This is a genomic window from Amycolatopsis sp. NBC_01307 (assembly GCF_035975215.1).
Lineage (GTDB): Bacteria > Actinomycetota > Actinomycetes > Mycobacteriales > Pseudonocardiaceae > Amycolatopsis.
In genome coordinates this window covers 670189-683949 of sequence record NZ_CP108403.1, presented here as the reverse complement: position 1 = coordinate 683949, position 13761 = coordinate 670189, and the positions used below count along the sequence as shown (strand labels likewise).

General features: G+C 70.6%; 13 protein-coding genes. 7 read left to right on the top strand and 6 right to left on the bottom strand.

What is annotated here, in order from left to right; translation table 11 throughout:
• Positions 1 to 35 precede the first annotated feature (35 nt).
• On the top strand, positions 36 to 1160 hold the full coding sequence (locus OG439_RS03280; RefSeq protein ID WP_326947833.1) for a serine hydrolase domain-containing protein: 1125 nt from the start codon (positions 36 to 38) through the stop codon (positions 1158 to 1160).
• A 93-nt stretch (positions 1161 to 1253) separates the two neighbouring features.
• Here the strand turns inward: OG439_RS03280 and OG439_RS03275 are convergent, their stop codons facing one another.
• The 4 genes from OG439_RS03275 to ggt form a co-directional block, all read right to left on the bottom strand.
• On the bottom strand, positions 1254 to 1751 hold the full coding sequence (locus tag OG439_RS03275; protein WP_326947832.1) for a flavoprotein: 498 nt from the start codon (positions 1749 to 1751) through the stop codon (positions 1254 to 1256).
• On the bottom strand, positions 1748 to 3172 hold the full coding sequence (locus tag OG439_RS03270; RefSeq protein WP_326947831.1) for an RsmB/NOP family class I SAM-dependent RNA methyltransferase: 1425 nt from the start codon (positions 3170 to 3172) through the stop codon (positions 1748 to 1750). The genes OG439_RS03275 and OG439_RS03270 overlap by 4 nt, the downstream gene beginning before the upstream one ends.
• Positions 3169 to 4095: a methionyl-tRNA formyltransferase gene (fmt, locus tag OG439_RS03265; RefSeq protein WP_326947830.1), complete on the bottom strand. Its 927-nt coding sequence runs from the start codon at positions 4093 to 4095 to the stop codon at positions 3169 to 3171. Before fmt ends, OG439_RS03270 begins: the two co-directional genes overlap by 4 nt.
• Positions 4096 to 4819: 724 nt before the next feature.
• The gene (ggt, locus tag OG439_RS03260) at positions 4820 to 6619 is read right to left on the bottom strand and encodes a gamma-glutamyltransferase (protein ID WP_326947829.1); all 1800 of its coding nucleotides are present in this window, start codon (positions 6617 to 6619) and stop codon (positions 4820 to 4822) included.
• A 210-nt stretch (positions 6620 to 6829) separates the two neighbouring features.
• Between ggt and OG439_RS03255 the strand changes: the two genes are divergently transcribed.
• Both OG439_RS03255 and OG439_RS03250 read left to right on the top strand, forming a co-directional pair.
• Complete coding sequence (locus tag OG439_RS03255; protein ID WP_326947828.1) at positions 6830 to 7654, top strand: GH25 family lysozyme; 825 nt, start codon at positions 6830 to 6832, stop codon at positions 7652 to 7654.
• Between the two features lie 114 nt (positions 7655 to 7768).
• Positions 7769 to 8857, top strand: a complete 1089-nt coding sequence (locus OG439_RS03250) for a hypothetical protein (protein ID WP_326947827.1) — start codon at positions 7769 to 7771, stop codon at positions 8855 to 8857.
• A 638-nt stretch (positions 8858 to 9495) separates the two neighbouring features.
• Here OG439_RS03250 and OG439_RS03245 read toward each other — a convergent pair.
• Positions 9496 to 10095 carry an STAS-like domain-containing protein gene (locus OG439_RS03245; RefSeq protein WP_326947826.1) on the bottom strand — a complete coding sequence of 200 codons (600 nt, stop codon included), beginning with the start codon at positions 10093 to 10095 and terminating at the stop codon, positions 9496 to 9498.
• Positions 10096 to 10115: 20 nt separating this feature from the next.
• The gene (locus OG439_RS03240) at positions 10116 to 10955 is read right to left on the bottom strand and encodes a hypothetical protein (protein WP_326947825.1); all 840 of its coding nucleotides are present in this window, start codon (positions 10953 to 10955) and stop codon (positions 10116 to 10118) included.
• A 206-nt stretch (positions 10956 to 11161) separates the two neighbouring features.
• Here OG439_RS03240 and OG439_RS03235 point away from each other — a divergent pair, with 206 nt between their 5' ends.
• From OG439_RS03235 to OG439_RS03220, 4 genes are read left to right on the top strand one after another with little or no spacing between them, the layout of a single operon-like run.
• A complete protein-coding gene (locus OG439_RS03235; RefSeq protein ID WP_326947824.1) occupies positions 11162 to 11290 on the top strand; it encodes a hypothetical protein in 129 nt (42 codons plus the stop codon).
• A 48-nt stretch (positions 11291 to 11338) separates the two neighbouring features.
• Positions 11339 to 12358: a nucleotidyltransferase gene (locus OG439_RS03230; RefSeq protein ID WP_326947823.1), complete on the top strand. Its 1020-nt coding sequence runs from the start codon at positions 11339 to 11341 to the stop codon at positions 12356 to 12358.
• Positions 12355 to 13209, top strand: a complete 855-nt coding sequence (locus OG439_RS03225) for a hypothetical protein (protein WP_326947822.1) — start codon at positions 12355 to 12357, stop codon at positions 13207 to 13209. Before OG439_RS03230 ends, OG439_RS03225 begins: the two co-directional genes overlap by 4 nt.
• Entirely contained in the window at positions 13206 to 13760 is a 555-nt protein-coding gene (locus tag OG439_RS03220; RefSeq protein WP_326947821.1) for a Mov34/MPN/PAD-1 family protein, read from the top strand. The genes OG439_RS03225 and OG439_RS03220 overlap by 4 nt, the downstream gene beginning before the upstream one ends.
• Position 13761 lies beyond the last annotated feature (1 nt).

The window sequence follows — 13761 nt, the reverse complement described above, 5'->3', positions numbered from 1 at the left end:
TAGGTTGGGGAGACCGAGACACAGGGAGTCATTTCATGCGGAAATCCTTGCGCGGCAAGCAGATCGTCGCGTGCGGCACGCTCGTCGCGCTCCTCGCGGCGACCACCGCGGCACCGGCGCTCGCCGTCACCACGAATCCGCTGCAGCGGGCGCTCGACCGCGTCACCGCCCAGGGCGGCGCACCCGGCGCCGAAGCCGTCGTCACCGACCACGGCCGCGTCACCGAGACGCGCAGCGGGACCGGCGACCTGACCACGGGGAAGCCCTACCCGCACGACGCGAAGTTCCGCGTCGGCAGCGTCACGAAGACGTTCGTCGCGACCGTGGTGCTGCAGCTCGTCGCCGACGGGAAAGTGCAGCTCGACGCGCCGATCGAGCGCTACCTGCCCGGCCTCGTCACCGGCAACGGGAACGACGGCCGGCAGATCACCGTGCGGAACCTGTTGCAGCACACCAGCGGGCTCTACAACTACACCGACGACGTGCTGACGGCGGACCCCGAGTCCCTGCGCCACCGCGGTGCCGAGCCCGGCGAACTGGTCGCGATCGCGCTGCAGCACCCGCCGCTGTTCGCGCCCGGCCGCGGCTGGTCCTATTCGAACACCGACTACATCGTCGCCGGGATGCTCGTCGAGAAGGTCACCGGCCGCAGTCTCGCCACGGAGATCGACCGCCGGATCGCCCGGCCGCTCGGCTTGCGCGACACGTCGCTGCCCGGCCGCGGCGACGAACACCTGCCGGCGCCGCACCCGCGCGGGTACCTGTCGCTCGGCGGGCCTCCGGCCGACTTCACCGACTTCGACCCGTCGATCGCCGGCGCCGCGGGCGGGCTCGTGTCGTCCGGCCGGGACCTGGACACGTTCTTCAGCGCGTTGCTGGCCGGCCGGCTGCTGCCCGCCGCGCAGCTCGCGCAGATGCGGCGCACCGTCCCGGCACCGACCGAGCCCGGCGCCGACTACGGCCTCGGCCTGATCCGCCGCACACTGCCGGACGGCACGCCGTACTGGGGCCACGACGGGGGAATCTTCGGCTTCGCCACCCTGGCTGGCGCCCTCGACGGCGGCCGGGCCGCCGCCGTGTCGGTCAACGAGCTCCCCGCGCCCGACGGCGTGCAGCAGAACACCGAGACGGCGTTCGAGGTCGCGCTGGCCCGCAAGTAGCCGGAACTGTCGGTGCCACCCGGTAGCGTGGAAATCGGGGGCGGCGCCCCACACGCTGTTCAGCGAAACGGCCTGTTCAGGGCAGTGACCCGCTCAGGGCAACAGGTCCAGCGCCTCGGTCCACGGCCGCCCGACGTCCAGGCGGTGCAGCGTCACCCCGGCCTCCGCGAGGGTGCCGAGGTGGCGCTGCCACGCCGGGTGGTGCACCCGGGTGTCCTGGATCTGGTAGGCCACGACGATCGTGATCCCGGGCGCGCCGAGGACGTCACCGAGCACGGTCAGCGCCTGGTTGTCCGCGATCCCGAGCGCCAGCTTCGCCACCGAGTTGGCCGACGCGGGCGCGAACAGGAACACCGACGGGTCCGGGTGCGGCCGGGGCTCCCCCGGCAGCCGGGACGCGCTGCGCACCGGCAGGTCGGTCGCCGACTCGACGTCCGCCAGGGCGCCGGTCGACTCGAGCCAGCGCATCGCCGTCGGCGTCAGGGTGATCGCCGTCCGCCAGCCGCGGGCGGCGGCGGGCCGGGCCAGCTCGGCGGCGAACCGGACGTCCAGCCCGCCGCACGAGCCGGCGACCAGCCCGAGATCCCTCACGGTTTGCGCAGCACGGCGCAGAACATCGCGTCGGTGCCGTGGCGGTGCGGCCACAGCTGCACGTACGGCCCGTCACCGAGTTCGGGCACGCCGGGGAAGAACTCCCGCGAGTCCAGCACTTCGGCCTTCAGCCGCCGCGCCGTCTCGCCCACCACACCCTCGGTCTCCGCCAGGTGCGGCGAGCAGACGACGTAGGTGAGCGCGCCGCCGGGCCGCAGCAGGGCGTAGGCCGCGGTGATCAGCTCGCCCTGCAGCTTCGTCAGGTCCGCGACGTCGGAGGGCTGACGCCGCCAGCGCGCCTCCGGTCGCCGTCGCAGCGCGCCGAGGCCGCTGCAGGGCGCGTCGACGAGGATCCGGTCGTAGCCCGGCTCCAGCCCGCTTTCGCGGCCGTCGGCGACGTGCACCTTCACCGGCAGGCCGATCGTGGCCTTCTCGACCAGCTTCGCGCGGTGCGGCGCCTTCTCGACGGCGTCCACCCTCGCGCCGCTCAACGCCGCGAGGGAGCCGAGCATGACCGCCTTGCCGCCGGGGCCGGCGCAGAGGTCGAGCCAGCGCTCGTCCGAGCCCTCGACCGGCACCTTCGTCGCGGCGATCGCGCAGAGCTGGCTGCCCTCGTCCTGCACCGCGGCGAGCCGTTCGCGGATCGGCTCGGCGTCGGCCGGGTCGCCGGCGCCCGCGGGCAGGCGCACGCCGTAGGGCGAGTAGGGCGCCGGGTCGCCGCCGGTGATCGCGGCCAGCTCGTCGGCGGTGATCTCGCCGGGACGGGCGACCAGGTGCACTTCGGGCCGCGCGTCGTCGGCTTCGAGCGCGGCCTTGAGGCCGGCGCCCTTGTCCCCCAGCGCTTCGGCGAACGAGCGGGCGATCCAGCGCGGGTGCGCGGTGCGCAGCGCGTACGCGCCGATCGGGTCGGTCGAGTCGTCCGGCGCCAGCTCGTCGAGCCAGGCGGCTTCGTCCTTTTCGGACACCTTGCGCATGATGGCGTTCGCGAACCCCGTGGCCCACGAACCGGCTTCGGCGCGCACGAGGTCCACAGTGGACGTCACCGCGGCGTGCTCCGGGATGCGCGTGCGCAGCAGCTGGTAGACGCCGAGGCGCAGCGCGTCCAGCACCGTGGGGTCGGTCTTGGCCAGCGGCCGCTCGGCGTTGGCCTCGATGACGGCGTCGAGCAGGCCCTGCGCCCGCGACGTGCCGTACGCCAGCTCGGTGGCCAGCGCGGCGTCCCGGCCGCTGATCCGCCGCTCGCGCAGCAGGTCCGGCAGGACGAGGTTGGCGTAGGCGTCCTTCTCGCGCACGGCGCGCAGGACGTCGAACGCGGCCTGGCGGGCGGCGTCCACCTCCGGCGGGCGGCGCGAGCTTTCCTTGCGCGGGGCCGGGTGGCTCCGCTGCGGCCGTGACGGCCGGCGTTCCCTGTTGTCGTTCATCGGAGGCGTTCTCCCTGCTCGATCCGTGTTCCGCGAGCCCAGTCGGTGGCCGCCATCCGTTTCTTGCCAGGTGCCTGCACTTCGCCGAGCCGCAACGGCTTCGTCGCCGTCCCGACCAGCACCCGCTTGCGTTCCAGCACGAGCTCGCCCGGCGGCGGGCCGGGTTCGTCGACCACCGTGACCGGGCCGAGCTTCAGCCGTTCCCCGCGGAACTCCGCCCACGCGCCCGGCTCCGGGGTGACCGACCGGATCTGCCGGTCGACCGCCGCGGCCGGGTCGGCGAACGACACGCGGGCGTCGTCGACCGTCACCTTCGGCGCGTAGCTGAGCCCCTCGGCGGGCTGTTCCTGCGCGCGCAGGGTGCCGTCGGCGAGACCGTCCATGGTGGACAGCAGCAGCTTGGCCCCGGACTCCGACAGCCGGCCGAGCAGCTCGCCCGCGGTGTCGGTCGCGGCGATGGTCTCGGTGACCACGCCGAAGACCGGGCCCGCGTCCAGCTCCTTGACGATCCGGAAGGTCGAGGCGCCGGTGATCTCGTCACCGGCGCGGATCGCGGCCTGCACCGGCGCGGCCCCGCGCCAGGCGGGCAGCAGCGAGAAGTGCAGGTTCACCCAGCCGAGCGACGGGATGTCGAGCGCGGACTGCGGCAGCAACGCCCCGTAGGCGACGACCGGGCAGGCGTCCGGCGCGAGCTCGGCGAGCCGTGCGAGGAAGGCCGGGTCGCCGGCGCGGGCGGGCGTCAGCACCTCGATGCCGTGCTCGTCAGCGAGGGCGCCGACGGGCGAGCGGACGACGTGGCGGCCGCGCCCGGCCTGGGCATCGGGCCGGGTCACGACGGCGACGACCTCGTGCCGGCCGGAGTCGAGCAGAGCGCGCAGGGCGGGGACCGCCGGTTCGGGGGTGCCGGCGAAGACGAGCTTCATCGGCCCACCACCGGCGGGAGCAGGGAGGATTCACGTGGCTGGAACATCGGGCCTGAGTCTAGAAGGCCCCCTCCGGCCGGGCGCGCCAGTGCCCACCTTGAGCCGAAGTTGTGCACAGCCCGGCCGTGATGTGGACAACCGTCCCCGGTCGCGCTCGTTCCCGGCTTCCCGTCGGCCACCCCCGGTAAACTGGGAGCGGGGCCGGACCCCCGGTGAGGGTGGGGGCTGCTTTCGGGACCGGGGCTGTGTGGCGAGCAGCGCGGTGCTGGGGGCTGGCCGCACTGGGGATCGGGCTGCGTCGGGACCGGGCTGCTCAGGACTCCGGCTGTTTGGGGCCGGTTGCACCGGGACCGAGGCGCGCCGCGAGTCAGGCCGAAGGCGCGCTGGGCCGTGTCGGGACCGGCTTGCTCCGGGACCGGCTTGCTCCGGGACCGGCTTGCTCCGGGACCGGCTTGCTCCGGGATCCGGCCGCAAGGCTAGCCAACCGGAGTTCCGGCCCAGCCAGACCGCAAGGCAAGCCGGCCCGCGCCGAAACCGGCTCGCTTCGAGATCCGACCGCAAGGCCAGCCAACCGGAGTTCAGCCGAGCCAGGCCACAAGGCGAACCGGGCCACGCCGGAACCGGCCTGCTTCGGGATCCGCCCGCAAGACGAAACCGACCGAAGTTTCGAACCAGGCCGCGCCGCGAGCCAGGCCGCAAGGCGAGCCGGCCTGGGCGCGAGCCGCTACCAGTGCGTGGGCCACACCACCTGGGCCGAGCCGATGCCGCGGCGGACCGGTTCCGCCGCCGCCAGCCAGCGGCCGTCGCGCAGCCTCTCGACTCCGGTGGCCGCGCCGATCTCCGCGGGTGCCGTCGAGAAGCCCTGGCCGCGGGCCTTGAGCGCCGCCGTCTCGGGCAGGTTCAGGAACTCCTGCTCGACCTGGGCCTGCACCGAGTTCCGCTGCGACGCGCGCGGCGCCGCGATGGCGTCCTCCAGCGAGAGGCCGCGGTCGATCCGGCCGGTCAGCACCTGCAGCACCGTCGTGATGATCGACGCCCCGCCCGGCGAACCCGTCGCGAAGAACGGGCGGCCGTCCTTGAGCACGATCGTCGGCGCCATCGACGAGCGCGGCCGCTTGCCGGGGCCGGGCAGGTTCGGGTCGGGCACGCCCGGCGTCACCGGGGTGAACGAGAAGTCGGTCAGCTCGTTGTTGAGCAGGAACCCGCGGCCCGGCACGACGATCCCGCTGCCGCCCTCCTGCTCGATCGTCAGCGTATAGGCGACGACGTTGCCCCACTTGTCGGCGACCGTGAGGTGGGTGGTGTTCTCACCCTCGTACGGCGTCGGCGCGGCCGTCGTGCCCGCGGCGCACGGGGTCGGGTGCCTCGGGTCGGCGGGCGCGACCGGGCTGGTCGCGGCCTTGTCCTTCGAGATCAGGCAGGCCCGCGAGTCGGCGAAGCGCTGGCTCAGCAGCTGCTTGGCCGGGACGTCGATCACGGCCGGGTCGCCGATCCAGCGGTTGCGGTCGGCAAAGGCGAACCGCGTCGACTCCAGGAAGTACTGCAGGTAGTCGGCCTTGCTCGCGTGCTTGAGGTCGAAGTTCTCGAGGATGTTGAGCGCTTCGCCGACGGTCAGCCCGCCCGACGACGGTGCCGGCATGCCGTAGACGTCCAGCCCGCGGTATTCGGCGTGGGTCGGCGTGCGCTCGATCGCCCGGTAGTCGGCGATGTCCCGGGCGGTCAGCTTGCCGGGCCGCACGTTCAGCGTCGAGGCGGGATCCTTCGGCGGATTCTGCACGGTCTTCGCGATGTCCGCGCCGATCGGGCCCCGGTACAGCGCGTCGACGCCGCCGCGCTCCAGCTGCGCGTACGTCGCGGCGAGGTCCGGGTTCCGGAAGACGGTGCCGGGCGCGGGCGGCGCGCCGTCCGGCAGGTACAGCGAGCGTGTCGACGGGAACGCGGCGAACCGCGCGGCGTTGTTCGCGATCTGCGTCTGGAACGTCGGATCGACGACGAATCCCTTACGCGCCAGGTTCTCCGCGGGCTTCAGGGTCTTCGCCAGCGACCGCGTCCCCCACTTGCGGAGGGCCTCGGACCACGTCGCGGGCGTGCCGGGGACGCCGACGCTCAGCCCGCTCGTGACGGCGTCGTTGAACGGCAGCGGCTGGCCGTTCTCGACGAAGAGGTTCGCGTCGGCCGACTTCGGCGCGGTCTCGCGGCCGTCCAAGGTGTGGACGCGGCCGGTCCTGGCGTCGTAGTAGACGAAGAACCCGCCCCCGCCGACCCCGGCCGAGAACGGATCGGTGACCCCGAGCGCGGCGGCGACGGCGACGGCCGCGTCGACGGCGTTCCCGCCGTCGCGCAGGACCTGGGTGCCGATCGCGGTGGCGTCGGCGTCGATGCTGGCCACGGCGCCGCCGAAGCCGGTGGCGACCGGTGTCTTCGGGGTGGGCGTGGCGGCGGTGGCGGGTCCGGTCGCGACGGTCGTGAGGAGCGCGGCCGTGGCGGCGATGACGAGGGTTCGGCGACTCCGGAGCGCGGGCATGCGGGGAGTCTGCCCCCTGCGCCAGGCCGCTTCAAGCGCCAAAGGGACCCCGGAATCCCTTTCGTCCGGTCCGTTGCCGATTCACGGGCTCGGCCACAGCGGGAAATTGAATCACATGGAGCAGTGACATCGCCTACGCAGATGTAACAGACTCATGCCGCGCGGCCCTGCACAGCCGCGCACAGCGAGGGCAACCCGAAAGGAACGACGATGACAGCACAACGACGGGGGTGGCGACGCCTGTTCGGCGCCGCGCTCGCGGTCTCGGCCTCCCTGCTGGTCGTGACCGCCACCGGCGCGAACGCGGCGCCGGGGCTCCCGGACCAGGACGCCACCGGCAACCACGAGATGGGCGCCGCGATCCGCGCCCACGACGGCGTCGGCGTCGCCCCGGCCGGCTTGGCCCCGGCGTCGGTGGACGCGAGCGTCCCCGGCATCGACGTCAGCTCCTACCAGGGCAACGTCAACTGGGCGTCGTACTGGAGCGCGGGCAAGAAGTTCGCCTACGTCAAGGCGACCGAGGGCACCGGCTACGTCAACGCCTACTTCAGCCAGCAGTACACCGGTTCCTACAACGTCGGCATGATCCACGGCGCCTACCACTACGGCCGCCCGGACCTCGCGGGCGGCGCGGCCCAGGCCGACTACTTCGTCGCCCACGGCGGCGGCTGGTCGAAGGACGGCAGGACACTGCCGGGCACACTCGACATCGAGTGGGGCCCGAACAACGCGTGCTACGGCAAGACCGCGGCGCAGATGGTCGCGTGGATCAAGGCGTTCAGCGACGAGTACCACAAGAAGACCACCCGCTGGCCGGTGATCTACACGGCGACGAGCTGGTGGAGCCAGTGCACCGGCAACACGGGCGACTTCAGCTCGACGAACCCGCTGTGGGTGGCTCGGTATGCGTCGTCGGTGGGCACGCTGCCGTACAAGTGGGGCTTCTACACGTTCTGGCAGTACAGCTCCACGCCGCTCGACCAGGACCAGTTCAGCGCGGACATCTCGCGCTTGAAGGTCCTGGCGACCGGCTGACACCCGGGTCGGGAGCACGCCACGCGCCGGGTGTGCTCCCGACTTGTGCCCCTACCCGGGTTTCGCGGACCCCGGAAGACTCGGCCGCGTCGCTCACGACGTGGAGGGAAACCCGTGCGCCTCACCGCTCTGCTCCCCCTGCTCGCCGCCGTCCCGCTCTTCGCGTCACCCGCTGTGGCCACAGCCGCGCCCGGCTGCTTCGACACGGCCGTCCCGCTGACCGTCGAGGAACAGCGGCTCACCGCCACCATGCCCGCGGGTGGTCCCGCGGTCGGCCCCGAGCTCGTCCGGCTGGCCGGGCTGGATCCCTTGGTGGCCGGGGTGAAGCACGATCTCTGCGCCGCGCGGACCCCGCGCCGGGCCGAGCGGGTCGTCACCGAGGCCGGCGACCGGCTGTGGCGGACCGCGGTCGACCGCGCCCAGGGCCGCCGTCCGGACCTCGGCACGCTCGACCGCTTCGACGACCGGCCGCTGTACTGGGCACGGCTGCAGCTCAGCAGCGCGCTGCGGCAGTGGACGCCCGCGTTTCCGTTGCTTGAACGCACTTCTCTGCTCACGGCGTTCGACCGGGGCTCGCGCGGCCTCGACGACGTCCGGTTCCCGCTCGGGAAGACGCGGCGGGTCATGGTGAGCGGGTTCGACCCGTTCCGGCTGGACGGCGCCGGCGTCCGGATCTCGAACCCGGCCGGGGCGTCGGCGCTGCAGCTGGACGGGCGCGTGCTGGACACGCCGTCCGGCCCCGCCGTGGTGCAGGCGGTGAGCTTCCCGGTCGTGTGGGGCTACTTCGACGAGGGTGTCGTCGAAGCGGCGTACGGCTCGGCGCTGCGCGACCGCGCGCGGCGGCCCGACGTGCTGGTCACGATCAGCCAGGGCCGGCCGGACCGGTTCGACATCGAACGCTGGGCCGGCGCCTGGCGCGGCGGCTTCCCGGACAACAACAACGCGTCGGTGACCGGCGGCGTCCCGCCCGCGGCGGGCTGGCCGCAGCCGGACGTCCAGTTCATCGAGACGACGCTGCCGTACCAACAGATGCTCGCCGCACCGGCCGGCGCGTACCCGGTGAACTTCAACCAGGCGTTCTGCGTGTGGCCCGACTCGTCACACCCGGGCGCGGGCGCGCCGGTGTGCCGTTCGGACGCTCCGGCCGCGGGCGAGATCGCGGCGTCGGGCGGCGGCGGGAACTACCTGTCGAAAGAGACATAACGACCGTAGGGACTCATGAACAGCCATCTGAGCTGCAGAAACTTACAAAGCACCTGCGCAAAGTTCACCCGTTCGGACTAGGCTTCGAGCCTCCGCAGCCACACCTCGTCAACAGAAACGACCGCCCGCTGGTGACGTTGATTGGTGACGGCCAGGCCGGGACGCCGATGATTCCGCATCTTGATACAGCACCTGCGCGCGTGGCGCGCCTCGGACGCGGTCGGACTCGGACTCGGACTCGGACTCGGACTGACCGTGCCAGCGGTGACGAGGCCTGTTCTCCGCTGGCTTTTGCGCGCCCGGGGCATCTTCGCCGTTTTCCCTGAATCTTCCGTTCAGGTCGAGGATCGCAGGCACCACGATTCCCTAGCCGGTGTCCACCAGCTTTCGACCCGGTCGACTACTGCGACCCAACGTCTTCGGACACCGCATCAGTGGCTCAAGCAATGGCACGGTTTGGCCACTCGTTACAACAAGCACTCCGACGTCTAGCGCTGCGCGGCAGTTCGCCATGCCGTGGTCGTGCAGACGAGGGAATTGTCATATAAGCCCTAGCCGGCCTGAGTGGACATGACATCCGGTTTAGTGTTGTCACAGAAAGCATGGCGCGACGCTGAGCAGTCGCTTCGATAGCCGGCTCATGCGGACCCTTCGGACCACGGTCCCGGTATCGTGTAAACGAATTCCTTGCCACCCCGGTTGGATGGAATACTCTTTTCCCGTTTGAGCGTGCCGCTCGACACCAGGCGTTTCAATCGATTGTTGACGTTCTGCAGTGTAACCCCGAGACGTTCGGAAAGTTCTCCCGCGCGAAATCTTCGCAAGGCGACAGCTTGGCGGTACGTTTCGTCAAGATGTTCCGGCGCGGCTATTAAACGAATTCCGTCACTGTCCACAGTGGCCGCTATTAACTCGCGCCGATCAAGGCAGACCTGCATGGTCTCGAAGGTCTCCTCGTTGAGCCCCTGCAGCAGCACTGCCGATACCGCGACGTCTCCAACCGCGACCGCGGCGTAAAACTTCCCGAGGAACTCATCGGCGAAACTGATGGTCATGGCATCGACACCGGTGAAGTCGATGATGACCTCTGTGGTGCGCGGACCGGCGGACGACTCTCGCTCCAGTGACTCCCGAGCCACCTTGGCTGTGCTCCGGGTGGCAAGGAAGGGACCATGCTTGCCCACCTGGTAAAGATGTTGCGAACCCATCACAAAGCCTCCCGGTTTCAATGAATCCATTGAAGCATAGGCTCCGGGGACTAGTAAGGATGTACTCGCAAGAACGCCCAGGTCCCCGCCACGTCAACGTCGGAAGGCACACAGGCCGGACGCCTTGAGCCGCCGTCGCCAACGACGCTGGCGAGACCTTTTCCGCTGCGGAGCTGAAGACGGGCGACACCGCCCTTCGGCACCGCCCGCCAGAGGTCGTTCAGACCATGACCCCGCATCTCCCGCGTGCCGGTCACCCCCGGCCGGAGCGCCGCCTCCAAGGCGGCTGCGTCGTCGACCAGGACGTCGTCGGCCAAGGTGTGACCGAGGTGCGCACGCACACCGACACCGGTGTCGCAGACCGCGAACTCGATACCTGGCAGGCCACTGGTCGCTCCGGTGTAGACCTGCGCCGCGACGAAGGCGCCGAGACCGCTCGCCCCGTGGCTGATCGCGTTGTCGATCAGCTCGCCAACCCCCGAAAAGTACCGTCGGCCGAGATCGCCGTAGTGCCGCGTGAGCATCCGCCCCATTCGCTCGCCCAGCCGATTGGCACCATCGGGTCCCAGCTGCGTGACTTCGAGAAGACGGTCCGTCAGGTCCGCGCGCGGCCCACTCGGGAGATCACCGACGACGTCCGCACCCGAGGGCAGGCCACTGACGACGTCCAGCCGCTCGAGGTACGACGCGACATTGCGATCACGCGGGGTGATCAGCCGCACTTGTTCACCCCGCGCTCCGGCAGCCTGAGCAAGGGCCACCATCGCCGCCAGGTCCAGCGGCGAAGCGAACGTAAGCAGCCGCGCGTCTAGGACCAGCGAGCCTGCCTCCGGCTCGACCGGGCAGAGCCGGCGCAGCAGCGGCCGCCGGCCGACGAGCTCGATGCGCACCCCCTGAGTCTCCCAGATCGACACGCCGAGTGAGGGGGCGCCACGCAGCGCTCGGTTTCATCTGCTTCAATGAAACCGATGCGCGTGATCGACGGGCCACGCGCCTGGTCAAGGAGGTAGGTGGTGGGGATGACCGCGGCGAGGAATGTCGACCGGCGGGTTCCGGCTCGAGACCCACAGTGCGACCGCCCTGGACAGTCCTGGAGGTGCGACAGACGCACCACGAGGCCCGAGCCATCATCTCCGCCCTCCCCGATCAGGTGGTTGCCGACGAGGACTTGCTCACGCTCGCCGTCGAGCTTGCCGCCGACCCGGTCTTCACCGAGGAGAACTGACACCACCCACATCGGGTATTCGCCCGAACTTTGGAAGGAGTAGCACCGATGGCGACCCTCGCCACGCAGTTCAAGACGGCGCTGAGCCGCATCGAACCGGAAGTCGACGCGGAGAACGCCGCCGAAGCTCACAAGCTGGTGACCGCGGCCTTGAAGGCCGACGGCAAGCTGAAGAACCTGGGGATCTCCACCTTCCTCATCGGTTCCTACGGCCGGCAGGTGTCGATCAAACGGGTCAAAGACGTCGACGTGTTCGTGCGCCTGGAGAAAGCGACCGACGCGTTGCGGCCGGGCGAAATCCTCGACCACGTGACTGATGTCCTCGAAGACGCCTTCCCCGGCAAGGTGACGCGGCAGCGCCGCTCGGTCATGATCGAGTTCCTGGACTTCGGCCTGTCAGTCGACGTCGTCATCGCCCGCCCGTGCGTCGACCACCCGGCCAAGCACTGGCAGATCCCCGAGAAGATCGAAGAAGATGGGCGCGCCAGCTGGATCGAGACCAACCCGATCAAGATGAGCGAGCTCACGACCGAAGCGAACGGCGACTTCCTCCTTGCCGGGTCCGGCGTCTACGTGCCTGTGGTCAAGCTGATCCGGCAGATCCGGCGCATCTGGGTCGAGGCCCAGCCGGGCGGTTACTACTTCGAGGTCCTCACCTACCACGCCTTCCAGGACCTCCAGCCGACTGAGAACACCGTCGCCGGGTACCTCTGCGTCATCCTGCGGGAGATCGCCGACAGGCTGCCGGACTACGTCACCGAAGGTCCCGCCGACCCGACGCTGGACGAGCGCACCATCACGACGAAGGCGACGCGGAAGCAGATCGAGGCCGCCGCAGAGCGGATCGCCGTGGCCGCTCAGCTCGCGGAGGACGCCCGCGACGACGAGGACATCTGCGCCAGCGCCCTGAAGTGGCAAAAGCTACTGGGCAAGACGCAGCAAACCGATGAACCCGAGTACGTCTTCGCCCTCCCCGAGGCGTGCGACGCCGACGGAACCGAGAAACCGACGGGCGGCCTCGTCAAAGGCGCCCCGGCGGTGCCGGCCGGCCGCGGTCGATATGCATGAGCATGCTCGCCACTGACATCGACCGATGGCGGGAGCAGTTTCCCACGCTCGGCTTCACCGATGACGGCGAACGGCTCCACGGCACTGTGCGGTGGGCCGGGTTGGCCACGCCCGACCAACCGGCGACCGTGTTCACGGCGCGAGTGGAGATCGTGCCCGGCGCGACTTTCCCCTTCGAACCACCGAAGGTGCGGCTCTTGGACCCCGGCGGCCCTCTCGAGATCACCTTTCACATCAACGCGGACGACACACTGTGTCTCTGGGAGGACGACTGGCCGGTCGACGAAGCACCTTGGCTGGACGCGCGAAAGCTCCTGAGGCGCGTCTCCGGCTGGCTGCAAGAGACCGCGGCCGGCTGGCCCGGCGACGACTCCTGCGACCTGGAACGTTACCTGTCCCAGGAAAGCGCCGGACCCCAGATGGTGCTCTACAACGCGACGAGGCTGGTCACGGACGAAGCCGTGCGGACCGAAGGAGGACCTGAAGTTTTCCTTGTCACCGACAGGGTCCGGCGCACCGGCACTATCATCAACGGCCGGCGACGCAACCGAAAGGACCGCCGGCTCGCCTGGGTAGCCGACATCGGACCCGTCGATCGGCCGATCCGGACCTGGGACGATGTCGCCACGGCCTTGGGCACGCACGCCGCAGAAGTCAGCCGACTGATCAAGATGGGCGTGCTCGACGTCGTCCTGCTCCAGTACTCCCGCGCCGGCGTAGATGCCGCCCTCGCGGTGCGGGCCCGCCCCGAAGACAGCAGCATCCGGATCACGGCCTGCGAAAGCGCGGACACCACTTTCGACGTCGCCGGCTTGATCACCGCCGGCCACCCGCGGCGAGCCGCGTCATGAACGACTTGGATCGAGTTCTGCGAGTGGCCTCCGAGGCGACCTCGACGATCGCCGCGGCTGCGGCGGCCGCGCATCCTCGAGAGACAGGTGGAGTCCTGCTCGGGTGGTGGCTCGAAGGGTGCGTCATCGTGCACCTCGCCGTCGAAGTGCCAGATCCCGACGCCACCCAAGCCTCCTGGGTTCGCGACCACGACACGGCACAGGTTGCGCTCCGAGAGGTTCTCGGCGACCTGGGACATCCCTGGCTCGGGTACGTCGGGGACTGGCACAGCCATCCCGCGGCGGGTGGAGCGAGCGGCCAAGACCTGACGTCGATCCAGGACGCGGCCGACCAGTACGACCAGCCGCTGGCGCTCCTCGTCCATCGAGCCGACTGCCTAGTCGAGGCCGTGGTGACCGAGTCCGCGAACCGCCCGCTCGCCCGCGGGCTGATTCCCGATTCGCCCGGTCGAAGTCGAGATGCCGACCAGCAGTGTCGGCTGGCCACCAATCCAGTGGTTCCCCGTCCGCTGCCGCCCCCTGAATCCAACCCAGCCCGGCACAGGAGATAGC